29 protein-coding genes are annotated in these 26,301 nt (G+C 40.6%); 7 read left to right on the forward strand and 22 right to left on the reverse strand.

The genetic code is table 11. The features are described 5' to 3' along the window. Nucleotides 1-68: 68 nt before the first annotated feature. The 12 genes from pepC to ADF62_RS09060 form a co-directional block, all read right to left on the reverse strand. The gene (gene pepC, locus ADF62_RS09005) at nt 69-1,406 is read right to left on the reverse strand and encodes an aminopeptidase C (RefSeq protein ID WP_048788634.1); all 1,338 of its coding nucleotides are present in this window, start codon (nt 1,404-1,406) and stop codon (nt 69-71) included. Nucleotides 1,407-1,507: 101 nt separating this feature from the next. Next, on the reverse strand, nt 1,508-1,948 hold the full coding sequence (locus tag ADF62_RS09010; RefSeq protein WP_048788635.1) for a DUF805 domain-containing protein: 441 nt from the start codon (nt 1,946-1,948) through the stop codon (nt 1,508-1,510). Nucleotides 1,949-1,963: 15 nt separating this feature from the next. Continuing rightward, nucleotides 1,964-2,785 carry an ammonia-dependent NAD(+) synthetase gene (gene nadE, locus ADF62_RS09015; protein ID WP_003098058.1) on the reverse strand — a complete coding sequence of 274 codons (822 nt, stop codon included), beginning with the start codon at nt 2,783-2,785 and terminating at the stop codon, nt 1,964-1,966. After that, nucleotides 2,782-4,251, reverse strand: a complete 1,470-nt coding sequence (locus tag ADF62_RS09020; protein WP_048788636.1) for a nicotinate phosphoribosyltransferase — start codon at nt 4,249-4,251, stop codon at nt 2,782-2,784. The genes nadE and ADF62_RS09020 overlap by 4 nt, the downstream gene beginning before the upstream one ends. Before the next feature lie 183 nt (nt 4,252-4,434). Next, the gene (locus ADF62_RS09025; protein WP_080568066.1) at nt 4,435-5,736 is read right to left on the reverse strand and encodes an ABC transporter permease; all 1,302 of its coding nucleotides are present in this window, start codon (nt 5,734-5,736) and stop codon (nt 4,435-4,437) included. Next, the gene (locus tag ADF62_RS09030) at nt 5,705-6,388 is read right to left on the reverse strand and encodes an ABC transporter ATP-binding protein (protein WP_014633851.1); all 684 of its coding nucleotides are present in this window, start codon (nt 6,386-6,388) and stop codon (nt 5,705-5,707) included. The genes ADF62_RS09025 and ADF62_RS09030 overlap by 32 nt, the downstream gene beginning before the upstream one ends. Before the next feature lie 211 nt (nt 6,389-6,599). After that, the gene (locus ADF62_RS09035; RefSeq protein WP_014633850.1) at nt 6,600-7,310 is read right to left on the reverse strand and encodes a MerR family transcriptional regulator; all 711 of its coding nucleotides are present in this window, start codon (nt 7,308-7,310) and stop codon (nt 6,600-6,602) included. An 89-nt stretch (nt 7,311-7,399) separates the two neighbouring features. Beyond that, nucleotides 7,400-7,825, reverse strand: a complete 426-nt coding sequence (locus ADF62_RS09040; protein ID WP_014633849.1) for a DUF3021 domain-containing protein — start codon at nt 7,823-7,825, stop codon at nt 7,400-7,402. A gap of 9 nt (nt 7,826-7,834) precedes the next feature. Then, nucleotides 7,835-8,290, reverse strand: coding sequence for a LytTR family DNA-binding domain-containing protein (locus tag ADF62_RS09045; RefSeq protein WP_014633848.1), 456 nt, complete (start codon nt 8,288-8,290; stop codon nt 7,835-7,837). Nucleotides 8,291-8,308: 18 nt separating this feature from the next. Continuing rightward, nucleotides 8,309-9,151 carry an ABC transporter permease gene (locus ADF62_RS09050; RefSeq protein ID WP_014633847.1) on the reverse strand — a complete coding sequence of 281 codons (843 nt, stop codon included), beginning with the start codon at nt 9,149-9,151 and terminating at the stop codon, nt 8,309-8,311. Then, nucleotides 9,151-10,017, reverse strand: a complete 867-nt coding sequence (locus tag ADF62_RS09055) for an ABC transporter ATP-binding protein (RefSeq protein ID WP_014633846.1) — start codon at nt 10,015-10,017, stop codon at nt 9,151-9,153. The genes ADF62_RS09050 and ADF62_RS09055 overlap by 1 nt, the downstream gene beginning before the upstream one ends. Before the next feature lie 124 nt (nt 10,018-10,141). Further along, nucleotides 10,142-10,459: a winged helix-turn-helix transcriptional regulator gene (locus ADF62_RS09060; RefSeq protein WP_014633845.1), complete on the reverse strand. Its 318-nt coding sequence runs from the start codon at nt 10,457-10,459 to the stop codon at nt 10,142-10,144. A gap of 87 nt (nt 10,460-10,546) precedes the next feature. On the opposite strand from ADF62_RS09060, the gene ADF62_RS09065 reads away from it, so the two are divergent. Beyond that, complete coding sequence (locus tag ADF62_RS09065) at nt 10,547-10,852, forward strand: YciI family protein (RefSeq protein WP_014633844.1); 306 nt, start codon at nt 10,547-10,549, stop codon at nt 10,850-10,852. A 93-nt stretch (nt 10,853-10,945) separates the two neighbouring features. Here the strand turns inward: ADF62_RS09065 and ADF62_RS09070 are convergent, their stop codons facing one another. The 4 genes from ADF62_RS09070 to leuS form a co-directional block, all read right to left on the reverse strand. Further along, nucleotides 10,946-11,359, reverse strand: coding sequence for a YjdF family protein (locus ADF62_RS09070; protein WP_014633843.1), 414 nt, complete (start codon nt 11,357-11,359; stop codon nt 10,946-10,948). 144 nt (nt 11,360-11,503) lie between these two features. Next, the gene (locus ADF62_RS09075; protein ID WP_048788637.1) at nt 11,504-12,733 is read right to left on the reverse strand and encodes an acyl-CoA thioesterase/bile acid-CoA:amino acid N-acyltransferase family protein; all 1,230 of its coding nucleotides are present in this window, start codon (nt 12,731-12,733) and stop codon (nt 11,504-11,506) included. 57 nt (nt 12,734-12,790) lie between these two features. Beyond that, nucleotides 12,791-13,246, reverse strand: coding sequence for a MarR family winged helix-turn-helix transcriptional regulator (locus ADF62_RS09080; RefSeq protein ID WP_014633841.1), 456 nt, complete (start codon nt 13,244-13,246; stop codon nt 12,791-12,793). Between the two features lie 182 nt (nt 13,247-13,428). Further along, nucleotides 13,429-15,930: a leucine--tRNA ligase gene (gene leuS, locus ADF62_RS09085; protein ID WP_014633840.1), complete on the reverse strand. Its 2,502-nt coding sequence runs from the start codon at nt 15,928-15,930 to the stop codon at nt 13,429-13,431. 174 nt (nt 15,931-16,104) lie between these two features. Here leuS and ADF62_RS09090 point away from each other — a divergent pair, with 174 nt between their 5' ends. Then, nucleotides 16,105-16,872 carry a DeoR/GlpR family DNA-binding transcription regulator gene (locus ADF62_RS09090; RefSeq protein ID WP_014633839.1) on the forward strand — a complete coding sequence of 256 codons (768 nt, stop codon included), beginning with the start codon at nt 16,105-16,107 and terminating at the stop codon, nt 16,870-16,872. Continuing rightward, a complete protein-coding gene (locus ADF62_RS09095; protein ID WP_048788638.1) occupies nt 16,865-17,674 on the forward strand; it encodes a Cof-type HAD-IIB family hydrolase in 810 nt (269 codons plus the stop codon). Before ADF62_RS09090 ends, ADF62_RS09095 begins: the two co-directional genes overlap by 8 nt. 130 nt (nt 17,675-17,804) lie before the next feature. On the opposite strand, the gene ADF62_RS09100 is transcribed toward ADF62_RS09095, so the two are convergent. The 5 genes from ADF62_RS09100 to pbp2a form a co-directional block, all read right to left on the reverse strand. Continuing rightward, complete coding sequence (locus ADF62_RS09100) at nt 17,805-18,293, reverse strand: phosphatase PAP2 family protein (protein ID WP_048788639.1); 489 nt, start codon at nt 18,291-18,293, stop codon at nt 17,805-17,807. A gap of 127 nt (nt 18,294-18,420) precedes the next feature. Further along, complete coding sequence (nusG, locus tag ADF62_RS09105) at nt 18,421-18,960, reverse strand: transcription termination/antitermination protein NusG (protein WP_002883644.1); 540 nt, start codon at nt 18,958-18,960, stop codon at nt 18,421-18,423. A 200-nt stretch (nt 18,961-19,160) separates the two neighbouring features. Next, on the reverse strand, nt 19,161-19,337 hold the full coding sequence (secE, locus tag ADF62_RS09110; RefSeq protein ID WP_003095130.1) for a preprotein translocase subunit SecE: 177 nt from the start codon (nt 19,335-19,337) through the stop codon (nt 19,161-19,163). Between the two features lie 8 nt (nt 19,338-19,345). Further along, nucleotides 19,346-19,498 carry a 50S ribosomal protein L33 gene (gene rpmG / locus ADF62_RS10550; RefSeq protein WP_002886472.1) on the reverse strand — a complete coding sequence of 51 codons (153 nt, stop codon included), beginning with the start codon at nt 19,496-19,498 and terminating at the stop codon, nt 19,346-19,348. Nucleotides 19,499-19,544: 46 nt separating this feature from the next. Further along, nucleotides 19,545-21,872 (reverse strand): penicillin-binding protein PBP2A, encoded by a 2,328-nt coding sequence (gene pbp2a, locus ADF62_RS09115; protein ID WP_048788640.1) that lies wholly within the window; start codon nt 21,870-21,872, stop codon nt 19,545-19,547. A 65-nt stretch (nt 21,873-21,937) separates the two neighbouring features. On the opposite strand from pbp2a, the gene ADF62_RS09120 reads away from it, so the two are divergent. From ADF62_RS09120 to ADF62_RS09130, 4 genes are all read left to right on the forward strand, one after another. Then, nucleotides 21,938-22,807, forward strand: a complete 870-nt coding sequence (locus ADF62_RS09120; RefSeq protein ID WP_048788641.1) for an RluA family pseudouridine synthase — start codon at nt 21,938-21,940, stop codon at nt 22,805-22,807. A 182-nt stretch (nt 22,808-22,989) separates the two neighbouring features. Beyond that, the gene (locus ADF62_RS09125; RefSeq protein WP_037621598.1) at nt 22,990-23,322 is read left to right on the forward strand and encodes a TM2 domain-containing protein; all 333 of its coding nucleotides are present in this window, start codon (nt 22,990-22,992) and stop codon (nt 23,320-23,322) included. Then, complete coding sequence (locus tag ADF62_RS10555) at nt 23,322-23,627, forward strand: DUF2752 domain-containing protein (RefSeq protein ID WP_003098092.1); 306 nt, start codon at nt 23,322-23,324, stop codon at nt 23,625-23,627. Before ADF62_RS09125 ends, ADF62_RS10555 begins: the two co-directional genes overlap by 1 nt. Nucleotides 23,628-23,728: 101 nt before the next feature. Then, nucleotides 23,729-24,592: a superinfection immunity protein gene (locus ADF62_RS09130; RefSeq protein WP_048788642.1), complete on the forward strand. Its 864-nt coding sequence runs from the start codon at nt 23,729-23,731 to the stop codon at nt 24,590-24,592. Nucleotides 24,593-24,670: 78 nt separating this feature from the next. Here ADF62_RS09130 and groL read toward each other — a convergent pair whose 3' ends face one another. Further along, nucleotides 24,671-26,290: a chaperonin GroEL gene (gene groL, locus ADF62_RS09135; protein ID WP_003095125.1), complete on the reverse strand. Its 1,620-nt coding sequence runs from the start codon at nt 26,288-26,290 to the stop codon at nt 24,671-24,673. Nucleotides 26,291-26,301: the final 11 nt, after the last annotated feature.

The raw sequence follows: 26,301 nt of genomic DNA on the forward strand, positions 1-26,301 counted from the left end.
CAACCATAAATTTTAATGAAGCCAACTAAAAACACTGGAATTTTATCCAGTGTTTTTGAGATATCCTCTCATTTTGAAGCAAGAGCCCCCATTGGGTCCCAGGGAGCAAGTATCTGTGGTTCTGCTTCATAGGCTGCTAATTCTTCAGCTGTAAGGAAGTCTTTACGGACAACGATTTGATAAGTGTATTCATCCATCCAGGCATCAGAAGCGACAAAGTAACCTTTTTGTCCAACCTTGTCTCCCCAAGAGTTTTCAACCTTCCATTTTATTGGTTTTCCATCGGCATCCAAATCAACTCCGGTCAATACCATGGCATGAGTCATGAGAGATTCACTGTAATCCAAACGTCCTGCCTTGTCTTGAGTCAAGTTAATATCCATGCTAGCTGTAAAGTCATAAACATTAGTTGCAAGAATACCTTTTTGACGGTCTGAGACTTGACCAACATCTGAACCAAACCAAACAGTCTCTCCAGCCTTCATCTGTGCAATAGCAAGATCTTTGAATCGGTCCATTGGGAGGTTAATATAACGCACACTTGGCGCACCTACAACATTACCCAACATCTCAACAGTATAAGATTTTCCGTAAGGTTTATCAGCTGTTGGAGCGTTAATAACTGACACATAGTCGCTTAGTTTAAGACCAACATATTTTTCAAAGAAGGCCTGTGGCGTGATATCCTTCTCAGATTGATAGTTGTCATCTTTATCTCGGTAGGCAAAATCAAACTGACGTGGTGGTAAACCAAGAGTCATGGCAAGATAATTGAAAATTTCTTGAAGAAGTTGTTCCTTCTTAGCTTGAACAGCAGCTTGATCAGCACCACCAGCAATCAAATCACGCAAGATTTGAGCATCTTGACGAAGAAGCTTATTGAGGTATTGATTAAGCTCACGACTATTGCTTGAAGCTACAGATTCTGGATAAACTGATTTGGGTACAACACCATATTTTTCAAAGATTGATACAACCATATCCCATTGTCCACCATCTTGTTGAGGGGTATCCAAAAGGAATTTAACCTTGCGGCTACCAATTTCTTGATCCGCTGTAGCAATGATTTGTTCCAAGAACCAGTTTGATTTTTCATATTTATCCCAGAAAAATGTGTGTGCTTGAGAAAGCTCGAAACTTTCCAATTTGAAGTCTGAAATCAATTTATGACGGAAAGTATTAAGGGCCGCAAACATCCAGCAACGTCCTGAAGCTTTTTGGTTAGACACCTCATCTTTAGTCAAATCAATTGAAAAAACATGGTCGTTTTCAACTTCTGATTGACGTGTCTCGATAGATTTAAGCAAGCCGTTATGAGTTACTGCGTTTTCGATAGCGCCGTACTTGACATTGGCCTCATAATCTGAAAATAGTTTTTCTGTAAAATCTGTTGATAGTGAAGTCATAAGTTTCCTCCTCTTAAGCGTTCTTCCTCCCTATTTTATCACTAATTTCTGAAAATTCAATTTAAAAATAACCCTGGGTCTAACCTAGGGTTACAATAATCTTATTCAACTTTATCAAAAATCGTTTCAGGTGTTGGTTTAGTTGGCTGACACGACATGATTATGAGTACAATGCTTCCAATAGGTGATAAGATAGCCAAGACTGGTATAAGCCCCATACAACTTAGAAGCCCCCAAGCCGGATGAATACCTGCATCTCGTAAACGACGAAATTGAAGGGACAGTTGTGGGATTAGTATGATTAAACCAAAAATTATTATTGGCGACATATGTTTCAAAATCATTTTTTGTATTTCGGCTGAATCATATAATATAGCTGGGTCATTAGACACACTACTGAAGAAAGGAATGAGAACAAAACCTACTACAAGGATAGTATTAATGATGACATTAATCAAGTAAACCCACCAGTAGTCTGGACGAGTTGAACGGCCTCTAAAGTCAAAGGCACGCTTCCAAAAATCAATATAAGCTTTAATCATAACTCATTTCTCCTCTTATTTCCAAAAATCATCAAAAATGGTGATTGGCAAGTGACGTTTGTGTTGACCCTTACGCCACCAATTTTCAATGGTTTCTTGAGCCTTAGCTGATACCTCTTTGCCTTCAAGGTAGTCATCAATTTCACGATAGGTCACTCCAAGTGCCACTTCATCAGCGATTCCTGGTTTGTCCTCTTCCAGATCAGCTGTTGGCACTTTTTCATAAAGGGCCTTGTCCGCACCTAGTTCCGCAAGAAGGGCTGCACCTTGACGTTTGTTTAGGCGAAAAAGCGGTAAGATATCCGCACCACCGTCACCAAATTTTGTGAAGAAACCTGTAAGGTTTTCAGCAGCGTGGTCTGTCCCGATAACTGCCCCACTATTTTCACCAGCAACCGCATATTGAGTTATCATGCGTTGACGGGCCTTGATATTTCCCTTGTTAAAGTCAGAAATACTTACACCTGCCCTGGCAAGCTCAGCAACCTGACCATCAACAGCTTCCTTAATGTTAACCGCAAGACTCACATCTGGCTTGATAAAAGCAAGGGCACGTTGGGCATCATCCTCGTCTGCCTGCACTCCATAAGGTAAGCGAATGGCAATAAACTGATAGTTTTTCCCTGTCTCTGCACGAAGCTCTTCAACGGCAAGTTGGGCTAGACGGCCAGCCAAGGTAGAGTCCTGACCTCCGGAAATCCCTAAAACATAAGACTTAAGGAATGGATGTTTAAGCATATAAGCCTTCAAAAAATCAACAGATTTTCGAATTTCTTCTTTTGGATCAATGTTAGGTTTAACCCCTAGTTGATCAATAATTGTTTCTTGCAAAGTCATAATGTCTCCTTTTTCTCTGGAAAGTTATGGGCTTTCTTTCGCACATTGTCAATGAGGGCCATCTTGTTATCCCATACGTCTTTGGCCAAGTCAACTGGATAATCTTGAGGGTTTAGCACGCGCTTGTACTCATTCCAAAGCTCATCCAATTCCTTAGTCGCATAGTTCTTGATTTCATCAAGACTTGGCAAATCATAGATTAGTTGCCCCTTGTCGTAGATAGGTACTAAGAGTGGTACCGCATCAAAATCACGAACAGTCTTGTTGATGTAGGTGTAAGTCGGGTGGAACATGTTAATTTCTTCTAAAGCATTAACATCTGTGCCTGCAAAGGTGATATAGTCACCTTCTGATTTACCCTTAGCACGACTCGTAATACGCCACACTTGCTTCTTACCTGGTGTCGAAACCTTCTCAGCGTTGTTGGATAGCTTGATGGTATCATGCATGACTCCCTGATCATCCTCGATTGAGACAATCTTGTAGACCGCACCCAAGGCTGGTTGGTCATAAGCAGTGATAAGTTTGGTACCGACACCCCAGACATCAATTTTGGCCTTTTGCATCTTCAAGTTCAGAATGGTATTTTCATCAAGATCGTTTGAAGCATAAATCTTGGCATTAGGGAAACCAGCTGCATCTAGTTGCTTACGTACTTGTTTAGACAGGTAAGCCAAGTCACCGGAATCAAGACGGACACCCAAGAAATTGATCTTATCACCTAGCTCTTTAGCCACACGGATAGCATTGGGAACACCAATCTTAAGGGTATCATAGGTATCCACAAGAAATACGCAGTCTTTATGAGTAGAGGCATAGGCTTTAAAGGCATCATAATCGTTGCCATAGGCTTGAACAAGTGCATGGGCATGAGTCCCTGAAACTGGAATACCGAAAATCTTGCCAGCACGTACATTTGAAGTTGCGTCAGCACCACCAATCACGGCTGCACGCGTCCCCCATATCGCTGCATCCATCTCTTGTGCACGGCGTGTCCCAAACTCCAACAGAGGAGCATCACCAATTACTGAGCGGATTCGAGCCGCCTTGGTCGCAATCAAAGTCTGATAATTGATGATGTTAAGTAAAGCAGTCTCTACGAGTTGACACTGAGCCAAGGGACCTTCCACTTGAAAAATCGGTTCATTAGCGAACACTAAATCTCCCTCAAGTGACGAATTGATGGTCAATCCAAGTTTTAAATTAGCTAGGTAATCTAGAAAATCAGCAGGGTAACCAAGGTCCTTCAAATAGGCAATATCGGTTTCTGAAAACGTCAGATTTTCAAGATAGTTGACAATACGCTCCAGACCTGCGAATACAGCAAAGCCATTTTTAAACGGAAGTTGACGGAAATAAACTTCAAAAACGGCCTTTTTATTGTGAATGCCTTGGTTAAAGTAAACCTGCATCATATTGATTTGGTACAAGTCGGTATGCAAGGTTAAACTGTCATCTTTATACATGGATTTCCTCCAATCAAATAGGTACTTATTTTTTGTTATTAATAGCTTGTATATGCTGACTATTATAGCATTTTTGAGCAATTGTCTCCACTTTTCAGAAAGTTAATTATTGTTTGGATTTTCAGATTTTTCTAATGCTTGTTTTGACAAAAAAGAGTAGCCTGAGGAGACTACTCTTTATTTCTATTCATACCTTAGAGACTCGACAGGGTCCATTTTACTGATTTTACGGGCTGGAAGGTAGGCTGACACATAGCCCATCAAGAGTGAGAAGCCAAACATGATGAGAATTGAGGTCAGATTTAGGTCAAACACCTTGCTGACACTTGGGTAGAGATGTGAAACAATCATGTTGGCCAAGCTTCCAATACCCTGCGATACAAGGAGAGCAAGAGCTAGTGAGATACCCGTAATCCAAAGTGCCTCATAAACAAAGATAGCTTTCACGTCACGATTAAGGTAACCGACGGCCTTCATAACACCAATCTCTTTTGAGCGTTGCATGATGTTAATATAGATGATAATTCCAATCATGACAGCTGAAACTAGGATAGCTTGTGACGAAAGGATAATCAAGAGGGCCTGGATCACACGGATGAATTTAATAATGACATCTAGAATAGCCTGCTGTGAAAGAACCAGATACTTCTTGTTTTTCTGCAATTTTTTAGTGACTTCCTTAGTCTTGGCTGGATCCTTGAGCTCCAAAAGCATGTAAGAGACTGTTTTGGTAAAGCCATTTTCTTTGAGCAATTCTTCCAATTGTTTGGCTGGCATATAGCTATTGCTCTCTTCAGCATCCTCGCTATCATCAACAATACGGACAATCTTAGTCTTGATATCCGCTACTTTAGTTCCCTCAGCAGTATTTTCAACAATCTGAGCTGAAATTTCTTTACCGATAAAGTCTTTAGCCTTGAGCTTCTTCCCTGTTTCTTGGTTATAGCGTTTGACAAAACTCATCGGAAGAGTTAAGCCCTTTTCATCTTCAGATTTAAAAGATTTCCCAGCTGAAATTTTATCCTTATCATTGCGAGATGTAGAGATTTTTGTGTTCTTGTAAAGACTGATAACCTGAGAATAGTTAGGAAGGTCCTTACTGAAATCCATGGTCTTGCCATCAAGGGTAAGACTTGCTATGTTCATTCCAAAGGGACTCTCCAAATACTTAATGTCATCACTCTTAATCTGGCTACGAATAAACTTCTCGTCATCCGCATTTAGAACCCCTCTGGCTGCTGATTTAGCACTAAGACTGATCTGAATTTGGGATGGAATGTTGCCACCATCGGTACTATCATTAAGCATACCAACAATAGCATTTCCCAAACCAAAGGAAATCAAGACACCGATAAAACCAATGGAAGTTGCCGTCGCAATCAAAAGATTACGCCACTTACGTTCCATAAAGTTGTTCAATGACAATTTGAGCTTGTTCTTGAGGGTCAACCCCTTATTTTTCGATTGTTTCAACGACTTCACCATCCTTCATTTTAATGACAACATCCGCATAATCCGCCACTTCAGGGTTATGGGTTACGATAATCACAGTTTTACCTGCCTCGGCTAGCTCTTTAAAAATTTCGAGAACATTTTCCTGAGACTGAGAATCAAGAGAACCTGTCGGTTCATCAGCCACAATCATTTCTGGATTATTGACTAGGGCACGGGCAATGGCCACACGTTGTTTTTGCCCACCAGAAAGCTGCTTAACATTTTTCTTGATAAAGTCTCCGATTCCAAGACGGCTAAGCTCCCTCTCCGCAATCTCGGCCATCTCTTTATCAGTCATATTTTTAACATAAAGAGGCATCTTGACATTTTCAAGGACTGATTGATGAGGGATAAGATTGAAATTTTGAAAGACGAAGCCAATGTGAGCCTTTCTAAAATAGGTCAAGTCACGCTCTGAAAAATCTCGCATGTTTTGATTTTTGAAATAAAGATTTCCTTGATACTGACTATCCAAGCCACTAATAATACTAAGCAGACTGGTCTTGCCACAGCCAGATGGACCGTATATAGCAGTGATCTTTCCTGGTGCAATCTCAAGTGTAACATCGTTCAAAGCGCGCTCTTGGTTCGTACCGTCGAGATTATAGTACTTTGAGATGTGGTCGATGGTTAAAATGGACATGATTCCCTCCGTAAATTTGATTTAGGTTAGAATTTGATCAATTTCTATCTGATTATCTGCAAGAAAATTTCAAGCAAAATAGCAGAAACACTTAACTAATCGCCTTCTAAAACGATACATTAATTATAAGCATTAAATGATTATAAAAATAGTGACATAAATGTCACTATGGCATGAAAAGAGCCAAAGTCTTATAGACTTTGGCCTTAGTTTATTGACAATAAATACGAATAGCTTCTGCGAGAAAGGCGGCAGTACCCGATCCTCCGACTTTATCGATAAAACTAGAAAAGCGATTATCTGTTTGATACATCTGACCTAGACCAGCTAATACCGTTTGGTCACATGGATAAAAATGCTGACTAATATAATCTTGTAACGCCTTTACTTGCTCCTGAACACTATCATCACCAGGATTATACTCCTTGAGCTGCCCAAAGGTAGACATGATTGCAGTCATCTCCTTTGTAACTTCAGGGAAGGACTCCTCTTCCTTAGCCGCAAAAGCTTGATAAGCTTCTGTCTGACCCCATCTAGCCTGAGCTTCTTCCTGAAAGGCTTTTACAGCTTTTTGATCAAATGCTTCAAATGACATTTCTTCTTCCTCCATTTGTAAGGCCTTGGCATGAGCTATGACGGCTTCCAACCGGGACTTTTTCAGCTCTAAGAGCTTAATCTGATCCCTAAGCGCTTGAACTTTGTCATAACCTGGTTGACCTACGATTTCCTTAATTTTTTTGAGAGGAAAGTCTAACTCACGGTAAAGCAATATTTCCTGCAAACGGACAACCGCATCGCGATTATAGTAACGGTAACCATTTTCAGCCACAACTGACGGTTTCAGCAAATCAATTTCGTCATAATAATGAAGGGTGCGCACACTGACACCTGATAGTTGGCTCACTTCTTTTACAGATTTCATTAGAACTCCTCTCTGATTAAGAGTATAAGCTATGACGTGGCGTGAGGGTCAAGAGGAAAAAGAGTATTTTTGAAGTTTACTATAATTTATTACTTTTCTTTCTTTTTCTGGCTTCGACGATGTAGTAAAGCTTGATTAATACGCTGTGTTCTCATATGCATTTGCCAAATGAGATAAAGCCAGATAATACTATAAACGGAAATGAAAACAATCCAGATAGCAGGGTTCGTTAAAGCCTCATACCAGCCTGATAGTAGGCAAGTCAGTGTAAGTACAATCGCCGTCAACAAGAAATGCAAGATTACTCTAAGTCTGTACGACATGCGGTCAAGCTCTTCCAAAATCCACGAGAGCATTCCCATCAAACCACTCATCATAAAGAGGGCTAAAATATTCCCAACACTAACTTTGGGATAGATAAGCTGCGGAAATAATTGACCAAGTAAAAGGAGTGCAAGGTAAAAGAACGATCCCGTTCTCACGCCGGATACAAAATAAGCAATTAAACGTTTCATTGGTTCCTCCTACACCCCTAAATAATCCATCAAGGATTTGACATATTTTCGGCTGACACTGGACTTCACTCCACCTGTCATTTTAGCCATCATATTGCCAGAAAAACTATCTGATAGGGACTCCAAATGGTCTATATTCATAACAGCATGACGTGATATCTGTAAAAAACTTCGACGGTTGATGCGATGCTGAAAGTTTGTCAGTGTCTCTCTCATCGTATAGGTATTGTTTACGGTATAAATCGTCAACACATTCTTCTCAATCTCAGCTAGGATAATATCGTCAATTTTTACCATAACCAAATGATCATCCGTTTTAATAGGAATCACCACTTGATTTACAACTGAAAATTGTTCGAGATAATCCATTACCTCTCGTGCTTGATCAGACAATCGCTCTGCTTGGATGACCACACAGGGATCCTTTGCCGAAATATCCGATTTTTCTTCAAAACGAAGTTTCATTCCTATTCCAACTCTCACTTATTTTTTCTGACTAGTTCTTTTCACTAAAATAATCCAAAGAATACTTGCTAGAAGAATACCTCCTAACACTATAAGGTAAGTATTTTCCTTTGTCAATAAACCTTGCCACTTGAGCTGAATGCCCATTTTTTCTTGAAACTCTTGAAGAAGGTTATCTTGACCTTTAAAGGTCTCACTTAATGTTTCTTTCATGAGGACTTGTCGATAAAGTGCAGCAATATAAGTTGCTGGGGTACATTTCATTAGTAGTTGTGCAAAATCAGGTAAAACGCCCAAAGGTACATAAGTTCCTACCAAAAAACCAGAAGCTGTCCCCACTATGGTCGCAAACTTTCCAAGACTGTCTACGGATTGGAAAAAGTAAACAAAAATGGCATTCACTAAGCTAGAAAGCAGGCTACTAAGCATCATAATGAGGAGCACTTCGGGTAGTATGGATAATTTTGGCACTTCTCTAAAATAGCCACACATCAGCACATACATAAGGACCTGCATGGCAAAAGAAATGATGATCGCACTCGCTAGATACGAAAATGGTAACCGCCATTTCCCATGATTCGATAAATAAAGATCCTGATCTACTTGATGTTCACGGTCCTTTACCAACTGAGTCAGGGCAGCCAGACTCGTCGTAATCCCTGTCACAGCTAGCGTCCCACTCATTAACCAATTATTTAATAAAGGACCACTATTGGGGAGTTCAGCCCAAGCATCTGTTAGATTTTTTTGAAGAAAAATAATATAGAGAATAAAGGAAATCAAGGCTCCCAACAAGGAGAAGAAAACTCCTGAACGATTCCTGAAGTACAATAAAAAATTTCGCTTTAGTAAGGCTAGCATTAGCGAACCTCCCTTCCTGTAAGTGCAATAAAGGCGTCATCCATGGTCCCTGGACGAAACTCAAAATGGGCTATTCTATCTCTAACTTGTGCCAGGTAATCAATGGCTTCCCTTTCACTCTCAGGTTGAAAAACATACTCCAGTTGACTTTGTTGCTCTACTGACATTCCCGAAGTTTTAAGACTTTCTATCTGCTCTATCTCCTTGAAACGAATCTTCAAGATGTTTTTTGCATACTGGCTCTTAATATCTAATGCCGATCCCTGAGCAATCACTTTCCCATGGTCCACAATATAAATCTGATCAGCTTCATCTGCTTCGTCAAGATAATGCGTGGTCAGTACAACGGTCATTCCTTCTTCTCTCTGCAATTGATAGAGCAAATCCCAAATAGACTTCCGAGTTTGGATATCCAGACCTGTCGTTGGTTCATCTAAGAACAGAATATCTGGTTGTGAGAGCAAAGCACGTGCAATGTCAACCCGACGCTTTTGGCCACCTGAAAGCGTCCCATATTTCTGCTTTTGAAAAGCTGATAGCCCTAGCCGACCAATGAGATCAGACACACGATCGGGTTTTAAGCCTTTATACTGTTTCGCACGAATAGTCAGATTTTCCCTAACCGTCAGCATCTCATCTAAAACACTAGTCTGGAAGACCACACCAATTTTAGTACCGGGTTCATAGATGATTTCACCTTGCGTTGGTTGTTTCAAACCAATCAACATGGAAATCGTCGTTGATTTCCCCGCCCCATTTGGTCCTAGAATCGCATTAAAGGTTCCCTTTTCAAACTGTAAGTGAATATTGTTTACGGCTAAATGATTTCCATATCGTTTACTGATGTTTTTAGCTTGTAATATCATGTTCTCTCTCCTTTTGGTAGAACCAGTCTAGCAAAAAAGCCGCTTAAAAAACGGCTTTTGGGGATAAGTGGTTAAAATGAGAGTCTAAGTGGAGGGATGGAAGAGATTAAAATGAGGAGAAAATTTATTGCAGCCATTCTTTTCCCCATTGATTCAAGTCCTTTAAAATCGGCATCAGTGACTTGCCTTTTTCTGTCAGCCCATATTCTGTATGGAGTGGCATAGTTTCAAAATCATATTTCTCAACCAATTGGTTCTCTATTAAAACATCTAGTCCACGTGTCAAACTGATAGTTGTAATCCCTTCAACTTCTCTTCTCAATTGATTGAAACGAACTTTCTTATGCTTGTTTATAACCCATAATATATTCATTCTCCATTTCCCACCAACCACATCTAAGACCCGAGACATACTGCAATTCCATTTTTTATTTGTTAACATTTTTTCTCCTTACAAAAATGTGCCTACTATTCAATTTGTTTGTAGAGTATTATAATCTATTTATCATTCATTTTAAAGGAGTCACTTATGTTTATTGTAAATCTTACCTATATTAAGCCCCTTGATGCAGTTGAAAAATACTTAGAAAAACACATAAATTTTTTGAATCAGTATTATACAAAAGGTCTATTTATCGCATCTGGAAGGAAAAATCCAAGAACCGGCGGTATCATTCTCGTGAGAGCTAAAAATAAAGAAGCTGTTCAAGAAATCATTACACACGATCCATTCTATCAAAATAAGATTGCCCAATATGATGTCATTGAATTTGAGGCAAGTAAGTATTGTCCTGAATTTGAAACTATCATCAGTAAAAGTTTTGACGATAAGTAACTAGATTTGAAAACAGTTAAAATCTATTCTTCAATACTAGTAAAACAGCTCCTTTCTATTTAGAAAAGAGCTGTTTCTTTAAAGAGAAACACATTAATGTCCTTTATGCTTCTCTCTTCGTTTTTGCTGTTTGCGTTCAAATTTCTCTTGTTTGAGCAATTGCTTTTGGACACTAGATTGATGTTTTGAAATCTTTTTCCTTTCCTCATACTGCAACTGTAACAGTTCTTTCGACTTAGAAGAAACTTTCTGATTTACTTGTTTCTTCACAGCTCGCTGTAATCGTTTAGGATTCTTGATTTTTACATGTTGCTTAACTGTAGTCTCTGGACTAAAAGATAATTGGGTAAACTGAGTCTGTAACATCTCTAGAATTTCATCATTTTTTGGCTCCTGACCAAATGTCACACGACAAACTTTATAAGTTTCTCGATACGCTTGTTCGAACAAACCATGCCAAAATCCATCTTCAAAATAAACTGTCAATCCAATTGAAATTGTTTCCACGACAGCACCTCCTTAAATCTATCCCTAAGAATGGACAACCAAGGAGGAAGGTTACTGATAGGCTTGCCTACGTCTGGACTACCAACCAGAACTGTGTTTTTATCTTAGTTGGAACTATTATAGCATATTTATAATCTATTTTTATTACTTCTTCAAATACCTATCAAAAAAATGAATCGTAGCCAACCAAGAATCCTTACTCTCTTCCATCAGTAAACACCAATCTTTTCGATAACGATGATTTGGTTGATAAGACACCGTCAACATGTGACCTGTTTCATGATATTTTTTAAAGGTAATGTAGTGGCCTTTATAATGTGAGACAATATCATCAATCGCTGACGAGGCATCCCATATTTCATCAACAGTACTTCCGAGCAATAAGATTGGTGAATGCATTTGACCAATATCTATCCTAGCAGAGCAATCTTTAGGGAAGTTTTTTCTAAAAAATTTACTGAATAGATAATCTCCAAGTCGAAACTTTTGATAGGGAAGTTCTTTTTGCAAATGCGTCCAAGAAGAAGTATGAGAGTTCCATTTCCCTTTTATCCCTTCATATACCACATCAGAGGGTGAATTTAGTACCAAACATTGAACGTCATTAAAAAGGCTCTCCTCAGCTAAAACGAATTCTGCTCCCTTAGACCGTCCATATATTCCAATTTTTTCACTATCTACTTGGGGATGCTGACGTAGATAATCCTTTGCTTCCACAAGGCACTCTAAAGGAATACGCTCCAAATGTTTTGGTAACCCCTCTAAACCAAAATAAGCTATCGCAAGACAAATATAGCCTCTAGAAGATAAAAGCTGAGCTATATTCTGTGCCTTTTCAATCCGTCCTTCACTACCGCTCACAATAATCACGGCTGGCGCCTTTCTTAACTTTTTATCATAAAATAATCGACCTTGAAAATGTTTCCCGTAAATATCTTGATGACTAATTTGCGAACTCATGTAATGTCTTGTGAAAGTTCTCTCTGCAATGACAGTATTTCCTTGCATAATTTTGATATCCACAAAAAAATGATCTAATAAGGGAATTTCAGAAAGAGAGTTTGGAAGTTTCTTTCTCTCATTGGTTAAGGGCTTAGCATTAAAAAATAGTCCCATTGTTGAAATGCCTTCATAAGAGCCAGAACAAGATGGAGTTTGTGAAATATCAATAATACCATTCTTATCTGATACAAAAGTCCCTGTTGATCTCCATAAAACATCATGGGCTAAAAGCATGGGGGGATTGATACAATAATAATCAGTTAGGTACATCTCGACTCTATATGTTTCTCTTGGTTTTAAGCCATTGATGACAATATTAAAAGATTCGTCTGCTAACTCAGACTCTGAGATAAGTTCAATTTGTATATTCATATCTTCCTCTTTTTTGTTAATGTAATTAACAATGTAGTTTTAAAATTACCGTGATTTTTACCACGGTAATTCTCGCCATACCTGTTCAACATCATCCATCAGTTTCATAACCATTTGAAGGTCCTCATCACTATAGTTTCTTAAAACTGAAAAAATGGTTTTTTCAATATGTTCTTGCTGCTCTTTATGGATGTTAAAAACTTCAACCCCTTTTTTGGATAATATCAGATATTTATTTTTTTCATTATCCTGTGCAAATTCAAAAGTAACGAGGTCTTTCTTGGTTAAACGTCTAACACTCTGAGTAATAGCGCTCCTTGATACTTCAAGTAACTCAGATAATTTCACTAGATTCACAGGCTGATTCCGACCTATTAGATCAATCAAATGGACTTCATTAATAGTGATTGATTTATCAATACTATTCCTATGCTGATCCTTTTTCAACTGTTCAAAAGCTAAAGCAAAGCTGTTAAAACGATTATTAAACTTATGCAGTTCTTTCTTATTCATAGTTTCCTTCTTTTTGTTAATGATATTAACAAAATATCGTTTTCTTGTCAAGAAGAGTCAAAAATCCTCCAGAACTTAGCTCTGAAGGAATTTTAATTTTATTTCACAACGATATTTACAAGCTTGGTTGGCTCAAACAGTTTGGGAAACTGTTTGAGGTTGGAAATCAGCAAATAAATTGGTTATTTTACAACAATATTAACCAATTTATTTGGTACCGCAATTACTTTCACGATTTCTTTACCTTCGATCTCTGCTTTGACTTTGTCATCAGCTAGAGCGACTTCTTGCAATTCTTCGCGTGAAAGATCTTTAGCGACCATGAGTTTAGCACGGACTTTTCCTTTGATTTGAACGACGATTTCGATTTCGTCTTCAACCAATTTGCTTTCATCCCATGTTGGCCAAGCTACATAAGAGATAGACTCACCTGTTTCTGCAACTGTTTGCCAGAGTTCTTCCGCCAAGTGAGGCGCAAATGGGGCGATCAATTGGATAAAGCCTTTAGCGTAATCCACATAGAGTTTATCTTCCTTGTTAGCCGCATTGACAAAGACCATGAGTTGGGCAATGGCTGTGTTGAATTTCATAGCCTCGATTTGCTCAGTAACAGATTTAACAGTTTCGTTATAAACCTTGTCAAGAGCGCCATTGTTTTCCGCAACGATTTCTTTACTTGTAATCAAACGGTAAACACGGTCAAGGAATTTACGGCTTCCTTCCAATCCTTCTTCAGACCAAGCGATTGAAGCATCGAGTGGTCCCATGAACATTTCATAGACACGAAGGGTATCAGCACCGTATTGTTCCACCACATCGTCTGGGTTAACAACGTTCTTGAGGGATTTAGACATCTTGGCTGGTGCTTGCTCCAATTCTTCTCCTGTTTCCACATGGAAGAAAGAACCGTCACGTTTTTCAACCTTGTCAGTTGCCACAAGAGCTCCACGGTGGTCACGGTAGCTTGTTCCCAAGATCATTCCTTGGTTGAAGAGTTTTTGGAACGGCTCTTTAGTAGGTACAACACCAAGGTCATAGAGGAATTTATGCCAGAAACGAGCGTAAAGCAAGTGGAGCACGGCGTGTTCTGCACCACCCACATAGATATCGACTGGCAACCATTGTTTGAGAAGGTCCTCGTCAGCCAATTTCTCTGTGTTGTGTGGATCGATATAGCGGAGGTAGTACCAGCTTGAACCTGCCCATTGTGGCATAGTATTAGTCTCACGACGACCTTTGACACCATCCTCACGAGTCACTTCAAGCCAGTCTGTCAAGTTAGCCAATGGGCTTTCACCAGTACCTGAAGGGCGAATGTCCTTGGTTACTGGCAAGACAAGTGGGAGTTCACTTTCTGGAACAGCTGTTGAAGTTCCATCTTCCCAATGAATGATTGGGATTGGTTCACCCCAGTAACGTTGACGGCTAAAGAGCCAGTCACGAAGACGGTAAGTGATTTTTTCTTGACCAAAGCCTTTTTCTTCCAACCAAGCCACGATTTTAGCAATCGCTTCTTCTTTGTTGAGACCGTTCAAGAAGTCAGAGTTGACGTGAAGGCCATCTTCTGTGTAAGCAGCCTCTTCAACGTTTCCACCTTCCAAGACTTCTACGATTGGAAGGTCAAACTGTTTTGCAAATTCCCAGTCACGCTCATCGTGGGCAGGTACGGCCATAACAGCACCTGTTCCGTAGCTGGCAAGAACATAGTCAGCAATCCAGATTGGGATTTCTTTACCATTGACAGGGTTGACGGCATAAGCACCAGTCCAAACCCCTGTTTTTTCCTTGGCAAGATCTGTACGAGCCAAGTCTGATTTAAGGCTGGCTTGATGTTTGTAATCAGCTACAGCCTCAGCTTGTTCAGGTGTTGTGATGGCATCTACCAAGTCATGTTCAGGCGCCAAAACAGTGAAGGTCGCACCAAAAAGAGTATCTGGACGAGTCGTAAAGACGGTGAATTCCTTGTCTGTTCCTTTCACCTTGAAAGTGACATTGGCACCAGTTGATTTACCAATCCAGTTGCGTTGCATGTCCTTGATAGACTCTGGCCAGTCAAGGTCATCCAAGTCATTGAGCAAGCGCTCAGCATAGGCAGTGATTTTGAGCATCCATTGGCGCATTGGTTTGCGGACAACTGGATAGCCACCACGCTCAGATGTTCCATCTGGAAGAACTTCTTCGTTGGCGATAGCTGTTCCCAATTCTTCAACCCAGTTTACTGGCACTTCAGCTTCATAAGCCAAACCTTTTTCGTAAAGCTTAGTGAAAATCCATTGCGTCCACTTGTAGTAGTTTGGATCTGTAGTATTGACTTCACGGTCCCAGTCGTAAGAGAAGCCAAGTGCATTGATTTGGCGTTTGAAGTTGGCAATGTTTTCCGCTGTGAATTCTGCTGGGTCATTACCTGTATCCATAGCGTATTGCTCTGCAGGCAAACCAAAGGCATCCCATCCCATTGGGTGAAGGACATTGTAACCTTGCGCACGTTTGAAACGGCTAAGGATATCTGTCGCTGTGTAGCCTTCTGGGTGTCCTACGTGAAGACCCGCTCCAGATGGATAAGGGAACATGTCAAGCGCATAAAACTTAGGTTTTGAGGCATCTGTTCCTGTCTTAAAAGTGTGATGGTCAGCCCAGTATTTTTGCCACTTAGGCTCGATTTCTTTATGATTGTAAAAACTCATGGTCTCTCTCCAATATTCGTAATGCTTCTATTATAGCATTTTTGAGGGATTTTTAAAGATGGTAAGGGAAGTTTAAGAGACGAATTGACCCTGGTTTAGTTTGCGTTTTTTTGCATTTTTGTTTGCAAAAAAAAGCAAAAAGATGCTATACTAGTATCAGAAAGCAGGTGACTCATGTATCAGGAGCAACGATTAGAGAAAATATTAACACTCCTGGAAGAGAGGGGAAACCTATCTGTCAAGGAAATGGTCGATGAATTAGGAGTTTCCAAAGACACTGTCAGAAGAGATTTCGACTGTCTCAGCCAGAGGAATCTGGCTCAGCGTACCCATGGTGGCATTCTTCCAGTAAAAAATACCACTGTTCTTGGCTTCCAAGAACGTCAGAAAGGACTCACTGAAGACAAGAAAAAAATGGCAGACCTAGCGCTTATCTTGGTCAAAGACCAAGCTCTACTCTTCTTCGATGTCTCTACCCTGATGCTTGAAGTTTCACAAAAATTGACTAAGAAGATCACTGTCTACTCCCACTCTTTGGACAACGCCTTGATCCTAAGTGGTAAAGAAGGCGTTGACTTCCATCTCTTGGGAGGAAGATTTTACAGTAAAAACCGCTTCTACTATTCGCTTCACGAAGCCCAGCTCTTGCAACATCTACAATTTGACTTAGCCTTCTTTGGAGCGGCTAGTCTCAATCAAGGAGTGGTCAGCTATGAGGACGAGGAGGACGTTGCCGTTAAGCAACTAGCCATGCAGGCTGCCCGAACTAAGATTCTTATCGCTGAATCAGACAAGTATGAAAAACATTCCAAATATATCTTGGGTAAGATTGAAGACTTTGACTACTGGATTACAGATAAGAAACCTGATCCTGATTTGGTCGAAGCCCTTAAAGACAAAGTAACAATTTTATATGATGGAAAGGATAGCGATTATGAGTAATATCCGTTTGATTATCAGTGACATTGATGGCACTATTCTCACTAGTAACCACCAGGTGGATGAGCAACTGATTGAGGTAATGCCAGAGCTTGAAAAGGCAAATATTCCCTTTGTTTTAGCCTCTGCCCGTTCGCCACTAGGGATGCAACCAATTGCTCATAAACTGGGACTTCATAACAACCCCATCGCCTGCTACAACGGCGCCTTAGTACTTGAGGGTGATCGTACTATTATCCAACACCCTGTGGATAAAGCTGAGATTCAAGAGCTTCTTAACTACTTATCCACAGATTACCCAAGTGTCTCTGTGAATATCTACTCTGGCAAGGACTGGATTACCAACCAACTAGACAAATGGTCTCAGTTGGAAGGAAGTATCACGGGTGAATCTCCTATCATTAAGGAACTGCAAGACACGGTCTCAGACTCAGAACCACCTATCCACAAGCTATTGTTGATTGATGAGCCTGAAGTTATCCAGGACCTCCACCAAAAACTCCTAAGCATGGATTTTCCACAGACAGCCTTTTACTTGTCCAAAGATAATTATCTTGAAGTCACTGCCAAACACGTTTCTAAAGAACACGCTCTCCTTGAAGTTGCCAAATATTATGACCTTCCTCTTGAAGAAGTCATGACCATCGGAGATAACTTCAACGATAGTCCCATGCTAGCTCTGGCTGGTCTAGGAATTGCCATGGGCAATGCACCTGAAGGGGTTAAGGAAACTGCAAACCTAGTAACGGCTTCAAATGATGATCATGGTGTCGCTCAAGCCATTACAGAGCATGTCCTAAACTAAGCCAATATCTAATAGTAGGAACAGACTTTAATTGCCAACTCGATTTTAGAACAGAAGGAAAGGTACCCTAAGGGGCCTTTTCTTTTTCCAAGGAAAAAAGACTCCCTCTCACGAAGAAGACCTAAATTTTCTAAAGATAAAGAAGGAGACCTACCAGAATTCCAATGACATAGCCTGTTAAAACATCACTAGGATAGTGAACACCACCTAGCACGCGCAAAAAAGCTAGAGCCATCGCCAGAAAAAGCATAGTCCCACCTAGCCAGGGGTTAAGCGTCAGTACCAACATAGCAATGACAGTCGCTGAGAAAACATGCCGACTGGGAAAAGACTTACCCAGACTGTCCTTCTTAATAAGTGGCTGAATGTCCCAGGTCTGATATGGGCGTGGGCGATTATAAAAGCTACGACCAAGAGAAAGAAGGAAAAAGCCTCCCCCCATAATAAGCACTGTCGTAGAGAGAACAAACCAGCCATTCCTTAGCCAAACCAAACTAATAAATATCGGAAAAAGCAGGTAAAAAGTCCTTGTGATAGCCTTGTTCAATCCTCCTAAGACCCTAGCATAAGGACGCAATGGACCGCTAATCCTATTGTAAAATTGTTTATAATTCATCATCATCCGTTAGAAAAAGGGAGTGACACAGAACTAAATTTCAAAAATCTAGCTTCTAGCCTCTCCCTCAAGTTTAATGAGATAGTCTTCCAAGGTTGAAGTCTCTTAGCCCAACCTCTTTTTGTCTATCTTAAAGTTCAGCAATCTGGTAAAGTTCAAGTTCAGCAGCTGTTTCTGAACCAAACATATTAATCATGATTTTAACCTTGTTGTTTTCAATTTCTACAACACGGCCTTCTTGACCCATAAAGGCACCATCGATGATTTGAACCACATCTCCAACCTTGATATTAGTATCAAATACATCAACAGTTTGACCCATTGAAATCAAGATTTGACGGATTTCTTCTTCCAAAAGTGGTGTTGGTTTAGAACGGTTACCGTGAGAACCAACGAAACCAGTAACGTTCGGAGTATTACGGACAACGAACCAGGCTTCGTCTGTCATTACCATCTCAACAAGAACGTAACCAGGGAAGCGGTTTTCTTCCACTTCTTTAACTTTACCGTTTTTCTCAACATTGACCGTTTGAGTTGGGATTTCAACACGCAAGATATTTTCAAGCATGTTATAAGTTTGAGCACGTTGCAAAAGATTTTCTTTAACTTTATTTTCGTATCCTGAATACGTTTGAAGGACGAACCAGCCCTTGTCGAATGAATCTAGCATTTTAGGATTCCTTTCTTTGTTCTAAATGACATTTAAACACCATTGACCATCAATCTTCGAAGCGCAAGCGTTAAATGTAAATGAATGCCTATGTTTTAATTCAAAGCGTAATAAAAAAGCCTGATGGCCCTTGTTCTCGCTTTTATCTACATTTATTATAACAAAAAAGAGCAGGCATGCCCACTCTTTTTATGTTTTCTTTAGAAAAAGTTAATCAGTGCTGACATAGCGCGACTCAACAATTCATCAAACGCATAGATGATGACAGTGAAGAATGCAGTATACTCAAGAACTGAACTAAAATCGTGCCAGCGTTGTTTACGGTCTGGCCAAGTCGTGTCTTTCAAGACTTTGAAAATACTTCCAGTTTGTCTCACGGTGTCTCCTATCTTGTTTCCTTATGCAAGGTGTATTTTTTACAATGTTTACAAAATTTGTTAACTTCTAGTCGTGTTGGTTTGGGAGTACTACTAACATTAATTGAGTAGTTTCGACTCCCACATTCAGCACACGCTAGGCTTGCTTTTTTCTGTGCCATAACGCCTCCGTTTTTTATCTTACCACTTTTAAATGCAATTGACAAGCTATCTGAATAGACCTGATAAGGAGTCTGAAATCTTATCCCATAGACTGCTTGCTTGATCTTTTACATCATTGACAACGTCTGAAGCCTTGTCTGTCCATGACTTGTTACTGCTATTACGAGAGTCATTTGGATCTGCCGTATAGTCTAGTGTTTGACCATCAGCCGCATAGGCATTTTCAACGGTAAACTCATTACCTGGTGTATTTGGCAAAACATCTGCAGCGATATAGCTGAAAATAGTTGAAGCTGTTCCTGAGCTTGCTCCTGTTAAGTAGTGATTCTCGTCAGTCTTATCAAAACCAATCCAAGTCGTCATAACCACATCCGGAGTATAGCCAATAACCCACTGATCACTGGTCAAATCCTTGTTAAATTCAGCCTGAACAGTACCTGTCTTACCTGCCATAGTATAACCTGTGTAGTTGGCATTCACAGCAGAACCATTTGAGAAGGTACCAAGCATCATGCTGGTCATCTGGTTAGCTACTGACTGGCTGATAACACGCTTAGACTTCTTACTACGGGTAGCGATAATGTCACCACTAGCATTTTCAATTTTAGTGATGAAATAAGCCGTATTCATCTCACCACCATTAGCAAAGGTCGCATAAGCCTGAGCCATTTGAAGAGGACTAGCTGTCACACCACCACCAAGTGAAATTCCCAGTTCTTCTGGAACATTGTCAAAGTTAAGACCGAATTTTTGACCGTAACTAATCCCTTTTTGTATACCGATTTGATTAAAGAGGTAAACTGCTGGGATATTGTAGGAGTTGGCCAAAGCTTGATACATGGGCACATCCTCAGTCTCAACACCACCGTAGTTGGTTGGAGTATAGCCGTTATAGTCGATTGGTTTATTTGGAAGGTCCTTATTGATGCTCCATCCTGAAGCCAGAGCTGGGGCATAGACCACTAAAGGTTTAATGGTCGATCCAGGACTACGTTTCCCTTGGGTTGCATAGTTAAAGTTACGGAAGGTTGTATCACTGGTACCACCTACACGACCTACTAGACCACGGACCGCTCCAGTTGTTGGATCAAGCGCCACACTAGCTGACTGAGCTGTACTACCGTCACTTTCTGATGTAGGGAAGAGATAAGTATTTTCATAGGTTTGCTGCATGTTAGCTTGTGAGTTGGCATCCATCTCTGTGTAGATCTTGTAGCCATTTTTAACGATTTCATCCTCACTCAAGCCATAAGTTTTCGTAGCTTCTTCAATGACGGCATCAAAGTAGGACGGATACTTGTAGTCATCGCCAGTCCCTTGATAGGTATCATCTAGGCGACTAGCCATATCAACTCCAGCCGCACTGTCGGCATCTGCCTGACTCAACTTCTTGTCATCAACCATGTTAGAGAGAACAGTGTTTCGACGGTTGGTCGCATTTTGGATATTATCGATTGGGTTATAAATTTCAGGTCCCTTAAGCATACCCGCGAGGGTCGCTGCTTCATCAACAGTTAGATTGGCAGCACTTGTCCCGAAGTATTTTTGGCTAGCATCTTCAACACCCCAAACACCATTCCCGAAGTAGGCATTATTGAGGTACATGGTAAGGATTTCTTGCTTGCTGTATTTCTTGGTTAATTCCAAAGAGAGGAAGAATTCCTTGGCCTTACGAGTGACTGTCTGTTCTTGTGTCAAGAAGGCATTTTTAGCCAACTGTTGGGTAATGGTCGAACCACCACCAAAGCGTCCCATAGATACAATAGCCAGAAGGAATCGCTTGACGTTAACCCCGCTATTTTTATAGAAGGTACGGTCCTCAGTTGCTATGACAGCATTCTCCAAGCTATCACTAATAGCATCTAGTTCCACATAGGTCCCTTTTTGCCCTGACAAAGAACCAGCTTGATTGCCTTCTTTGTCATAGATAACCGTAGTAGCCTTCAAGGCATCTTGAAGGTCTGAAACATTGGTCGTCTTGGCAATATAGAAAAGGTAGGAACCTACTGTCAGAACCAGCACAGCTAGCATGATAAAGAGAATTTTCCCAATATGATAGCGACGCCAGAAACGGCGAATAGGATTTCTTGGCGAAAGCGTAAACTTGCTCAAGAACGCCTGAACCTTACCTAAGGGTTTGGTGGTATCAATAGGTTTCTTTTGCTTAGAACGTTGGTAACGTGACGTCTCTTGACTTTCCTGAGACATATCCAAGTCTTCAACGGCTTGTTCAACCTCATCAGGTTTCTTAGCAAAGAGTCCCTTTATCTTATTTTGTAAATTCTTCGATTTTTCAGCAGGCTGGGAATCCTTACCCTTTCCGCTATTTTCTTCTTTAAAAAGTTTGTTTTTTAGATTATCAAAAAATGTCATAACCTTATTATATCAAGTTTTTACAGGTTCTGTCCTCTTTTAAGTGTTCATGATATAATGAAACCATGACTTTACACGTAGAAATTATCAATCCCTATCCTATAACAACTGTCAAAGAGTTACTAGAAACCAGACTCCTCATTCCTCGTAAGATTCGTCATTTCCTACGCACGAAAAAGCACGTCCTCATCAATGGAGAGACTATTAATTGGCAGAGTCCCGTTAAAGAAGGTGATAGGATTAGCCTGACCTTTGACACAGAGGACTATCCTAATAAAACTATCCCTATGGGAGACGCCAATTTGGTAGAGCCTCTCTATGAGGATTCGCATCTCATCGTGGTCAATAAACCTGAAGGGATGAAGATGCATGGCAATGAACCCACAGAAATCGCTCTTCTGAACCATGTTTCGGCTTATTGTAGACAAACCTGTTACGTCGTTCATCGACTAGATATGGAAACTAGTGGGGCTGTGATTTTCGCTAAAAATCCGTTTATTCTGCCAATCCTCAACCGGCTTTTAGAAGATAAGATGATTCAGCGTCAATATTGGGCATTGACTGAAGGTAAATTCCAAACCAAGGAGACTGTGTACAATGACAAGATTGGACGCGACCGCCATGATCGTAGAAAACGGGTGGTTGATCCTAGAAAAGGGCAGGTTGCCTATACAACCGTCACACGCCTCAAAGCCTTCAAAGGAGCTAGTCTGGTCAATTGCCAACTAAAAACCGGACGGACCCACCAAATTCGGGTGCACCTGGCCCACCATGGGCATGCCATTCTGGGGGACCCTCTTTATAGCCATCGCCCCGCATCTCGACTCATGCTCCACGCACACACCCTTAGTTTCACCCATCCCTTAACACTCGAAAAAGTCACTGTTAAGGCTAAATCAGAAAGTTTCGAACAAGGGTTGAGAAATCACAAATAATAGAAGTAGGCTTATTCTCAAGCATAGTGCGAAAGGATTATCCTAATGATCCTCTAGTTATGACACAGTGGAAGCTTGCAAATAAGTTGCTTTTATTGACTTCGAAAGCCTTGACTACCTTGAATCTCCCTGGACATTATGTTAAGCTTTACATATCATATAAATTAGAGGAGTATTTAATTATGAATCCAGTCGATCAATGGCTAGCAATTAACGTCAAGTATTTCCCAACAGAACAAGTGCAGTACATCCGCCAACGTCTTGAGACACTTCCTGAACAACAACTTTCAATGCTTTACTCAATCAGCTTCCAAGATCCTACAATGATGCTTATTATCTCACTTTTTGGTGGTTCTCTTGGAATCGACCGCTTTATGTTGGGACAAGTTGGTCTTGGTATCGGTAAACTTTTGACATGTGGTGGTTGTGGTATCTGGTCAATCGTTGACTGGTTCCTCATCATGGATGCTACTCGCCAATCAAACGTTCAAAAACTTTTTGCTGTTATTGGGTAATGAAAAACTATTTCACACGCTTGTGGGCCTACCACCAGCGTTTTTTTAGATTATATCTCTTAGTTTTAGTGGCAGTTTATGGAGTCTACCTTTTGCATCTGCCAACACCACTCAGTTTAATCCTAAGACCATTTGGACTTAAGGGTTGGAGCGCAGGCCTAACACGCGCTAGCGTTAGACTACTACACCTAGATTGGCAAGGAGCCTGGGACTATAATCCACTGATATACCCTCTAGTGGTCTACATCTTAACCTATTTCTTTCTCTTTCCCATATTTAGTGATAAGAAGATTATTAGGAAATAAAGCAAACACTCTTATTCGATTCCCATTGCCGTTCCCTTACACTATTGCTATAATTGTAATTATCAAAATTTTTATAATCAAGTTATCTGGAGGTTATACACATGAAGCAACAAGATTGGATCGATTTTTTCCAAGCAGTTAATGGTCGTAATCCAAGTATTCAAGAAATGGCTGAAGCAGCTCAGAAAGGCGAGTTTGTCCGAGAAAGCTCTAAGAAACATAAACAATCTATCGAAGCAAACAAACCTGAAGAAATAGTAGAAACCAAGGAACCCTTGGCACCTGTTGAAGCAACCAAAACTGATGAAACAGTAGAAACAACACCCTCTAAAGAAGTCACAGAAAGTGTTGAACCTTCCGTTGAAATCTATGATGTCGCTGAAGAACCCTTAGTTGATTCTAGTATCGATGAAAGACAAACTTTCCAAACTCCTAACCTAGGTCAAGAAGCTCCAACAGCCAACTCTCAAGAACAAATAAATCCAATACAAGACACTACTAATAAGCCTTTAAATTCCTTTGCCGACCAAGCTAATACAAGCTTCCCACAAACAAATACCCCCCTTAACGAGCCTTGGAAAGAGCCAGAAAAGAAATCCCGAACAAACCTCATCATGATAGCCATCGCTACCATCCCAGTTATCCTTTGGGCTCTTGGCTTATTCTTACTTGGAGTTGTTGGAGACGATTTTAGTATGGGCTTGGGTTTGGCATTATGGACTTTGATTGTGGGGCTACCAGTAATCATTATTGACATCCTACCAGCACTTCTAAACAAAACAGACAAGAAATGGCTAATCTTTGTCTTATCTATCCTCCTAAACTGGACTTTCATTGGATGGATCATCTTGCTTATTATTTCTATCAATACGAATAAGGAGGCAGAGCGTATCAAGCAGCAACAAATGATGATGCAGATGTCAGGTAAACAAGGAAGTTCTGATATGTTTAACCCTTTTCACTAATTAACAATAAATAATAGAAAAGAAAACCCAGGAAAAGTTTCTCTCGACTTTTCCTAGGTTTTTTTACTTTCTTAAATCTTAGTAACCCATCATTCCTGGATCCATAGCTGGCGCTGCTGGAGCCTCTGGTTCAGGCTTGTTGGCAACAACTGCTTCAGTTGTCAAGATAAGACTAGCTACTGAGGCGGCATTTTGAAGGGCAGAACGTGTGACCTTAACTGGATCAATGATTCCTGCTCCAACCATATCTACCCACTCACCGTTGGCAGCGTTAAAGCCTGTACCAACTTGGCTGTTCTTCAATTTATCAATGATAACTGAACCTTCATAGCCAGCGTTATAAGCAATTTGGCGAACTGGTTCTTCCAAGGCACGGAGGACAATATTACGTCCTGTAGCGTCGTCACCTTCAAGATCAAGTTCAGCAACCTTAGCAATGACGTTAACAAGGGCTGTACCACCACCTGCTACGATACCTTCTTCAACAGCGGCACGAGTAGCGTTAAGGGCATCTTCGATACGAAGTTTCATTTCTTTAAGGGCTGTTTCAGTGGCTGCACCGACCTTAACAACTGCAACACCACCTGACAATTTAGCCAAACGCTCTTGAAGTTTTTCACGGTCAAATTCAGATGTTGTTGTTTCCAATTGAGATTTAATAAGGTTAACACGGTTAGCAATTGCTTCTGCGCTTCCTGCTCCTTCGACGATAACTGTGCTATCCTTATCCACAGTTACTTTCGAAGCCTGACCAAGTGCTGCCATAGTTGCATCCTTAAGTTCAAGACCAAGATCCTCAGTAATAACAGTTGCTCCAGTCAATATAGCAATGTCTTCCAGCATCGCTTTACGACGGTCACCAAAGCCAGGCGCCTTAACAGCAACAACATTGAAGGTTCCACGAATCTTGTTAAGAACAAGCGTTGGAAGAGCTTCACCATCCACGTCATCAGCAATAATCAAAAGTGGACGGCTGGTCTTAAGCACTTCTTCCAAGAGTGGAAGAACATCTTGGATATTTGAAATTTTCTTGTCAGTCACAAGAATAAATGGATTCTCAAGATCTGCGACCATTTTTTCATTATCAGTAACCATGTACTGAGAAAGATATCCACGGTCAAACTGCATACCTTCAACCACTTCGAGTTCTGTCTCCATACCACGAGACTCTTCAATAGTGATAACACCGTCATTACCAACGCGTTCCATTGCTTCTGAAATGTATTCACCAACTTTTTCAGAGCGAGATGAAACCGCTGCGACTTGAGCAATAGCTTCCTTATTGGCAACTGGTTGAGCAATGGCTTTAAGCTCTTCCACAGCTGTAGCTACAGCTGCCTCAATCCCACGACGGATACCGATTGGATTGGCACCAGCTGTTACATTTTTTAGCCCCTCACGAACAATAGCTTGTGTCAAAACAGTGGCTGTAGTTGTTCCGTCACCGGCAATATCATTAGTTTTTGAAGCCACTTCGCTGACAAGCTTAGCACCCATATTTTCAAAGTGATCCTCGAGTTCAATTTCTTTAGCAATTGTCACACCATCATTAGTGATAAGTGGTGAGCCAAAAGCCTTTTCCAAAACAACGTTACGACCTTTAGGGCCAAGCGTTACCTTAACGGTATCAGCTAAAGTATCAACACCACGAACCATTGCTGCGCGTGCATCTGATGAAAATTTAATATCTTTTGCCATAGTTACTCCTT

It is taken from the genome of Streptococcus sp. 1004_SSPC (assembly GCF_001069025.1).
Taxonomy (GTDB): Bacteria; Bacillota; Bacilli; order Lactobacillales; family Streptococcaceae; genus Streptococcus; species Streptococcus vestibularis.

Coding starts and splice junctions, on each gene's coding strand:
- ADF62_RS09030 (WP_014633851.1), bottom strand. CDS start 6,388: ATGTCCATTTTAACCATCGACCACATCTCAAAGTACTATAATCTCGAC.
- nusG (WP_002883644.1), bottom strand. CDS start 18,960: ATGCTAGATTCATTCGACAAGGGCTGGTTCGTCCTTCAAACGTATTCA.
- ADF62_RS09035 (WP_014633850.1), bottom strand. CDS start 7,310: ATGAAATCTGTAAAAGAAGTGAGCCAACTATCAGGTGTCAGTGTGCGC.
- ADF62_RS09100 (WP_048788639.1), bottom strand. CDS start 18,293: ATGATGAATTATAAACAATTTTACAATAGGATTAGCGGTCCATTGCGT.
- ADF62_RS09125 (WP_037621598.1), top strand. CDS start 22,990: ATGAATCCAGTCGATCAATGGCTAGCAATTAACGTCAAGTATTTCCCA.
- ADF62_RS09060 (WP_014633845.1), bottom strand. CDS start 10,459: ATGTTAACAAATAAAAAATGGAATTGCAGTATGTCTCGGGTCTTAGAT.
- ADF62_RS10555 (WP_003098092.1), top strand. CDS start 23,322: ATGAAAAACTATTTCACACGCTTGTGGGCCTACCACCAGCGTTTTTTT.
- pbp2a (WP_048788640.1), bottom strand. CDS start 21,872: ATGACATTTTTTGATAATCTAAAAAACAAACTTTTTAAAGAAGAAAAT.
- ADF62_RS09130 (WP_048788642.1), top strand. CDS start 23,729: ATGAAGCAACAAGATTGGATCGATTTTTTCCAAGCAGTTAATGGTCGT.
- ADF62_RS09010 (WP_048788635.1), bottom strand. CDS start 1,948: ATGATTAAAGCTTATATTGATTTTTGGAAGCGTGCCTTTGACTTTAGA.
- groL (WP_003095125.1), bottom strand. CDS start 26,290: ATGGCAAAAGATATTAAATTTTCATCAGATGCACGCGCAGCAATGGTT.
- ADF62_RS09080 (WP_014633841.1), bottom strand. CDS start 13,246: ATGAATAAGAAAGAACTGCATAAGTTTAATAATCGTTTTAACAGCTTT.
- nadE (WP_003098058.1), bottom strand. CDS start 2,785: ATGACTTTGCAAGAAACAATTATTGATCAACTAGGGGTTAAACCTAAC.
- ADF62_RS09025 (WP_080568066.1), bottom strand. CDS start 5,736: ATGGTGAAGTCGTTGAAACAATCGAAAAATAAGGGGTTGACCCTCAAG.
- ADF62_RS09045 (WP_014633848.1), bottom strand. CDS start 8,290: ATGAAACTTCGTTTTGAAGAAAAATCGGATATTTCGGCAAAGGATCCC.
- rpmG (WP_002886472.1), bottom strand. CDS start 19,498: ATGGCACAGAAAAAAGCAAGCCTAGCGTGTGCTGAATGTGGGAGTCGA.
- ADF62_RS09065 (WP_014633844.1), top strand. CDS start 10,547: ATGTTTATTGTAAATCTTACCTATATTAAGCCCCTTGATGCAGTTGAA.
- ADF62_RS09090 (WP_014633839.1), top strand. CDS start 16,105: ATGTATCAGGAGCAACGATTAGAGAAAATATTAACACTCCTGGAAGAG.
- ADF62_RS09050 (WP_014633847.1), bottom strand. CDS start 9,151: ATGCTAGCCTTACTAAAGCGAAATTTTTTATTGTACTTCAGGAATCGT.
- ADF62_RS09075 (WP_048788637.1), bottom strand. CDS start 12,733: ATGAATATACAAATTGAACTTATCTCAGAGTCTGAGTTAGCAGACGAA.
- ADF62_RS09095 (WP_048788638.1), top strand. CDS start 16,865: ATGAGTAATATCCGTTTGATTATCAGTGACATTGATGGCACTATTCTC.
- ADF62_RS09120 (WP_048788641.1), top strand. CDS start 21,938: ATGACTTTACACGTAGAAATTATCAATCCCTATCCTATAACAACTGTC.
- leuS (WP_014633840.1), bottom strand. CDS start 15,930: ATGAGTTTTTACAATCATAAAGAAATCGAGCCTAAGTGGCAAAAATAC.
- ADF62_RS09040 (WP_014633849.1), bottom strand. CDS start 7,825: ATGAAACGTTTAATTGCTTATTTTGTATCCGGCGTGAGAACGGGATCG.
- ADF62_RS09020 (WP_048788636.1), bottom strand. CDS start 4,251: ATGTATAAAGATGACAGTTTAACCTTGCATACCGACTTGTACCAAATC.
- pepC (WP_048788634.1), bottom strand. CDS start 1,406: ATGACTTCACTATCAACAGATTTTACAGAAAAACTATTTTCAGATTAT.
- ADF62_RS09055 (WP_014633846.1), bottom strand. CDS start 10,017: ATGATATTACAAGCTAAAAACATCAGTAAACGATATGGAAATCATTTA.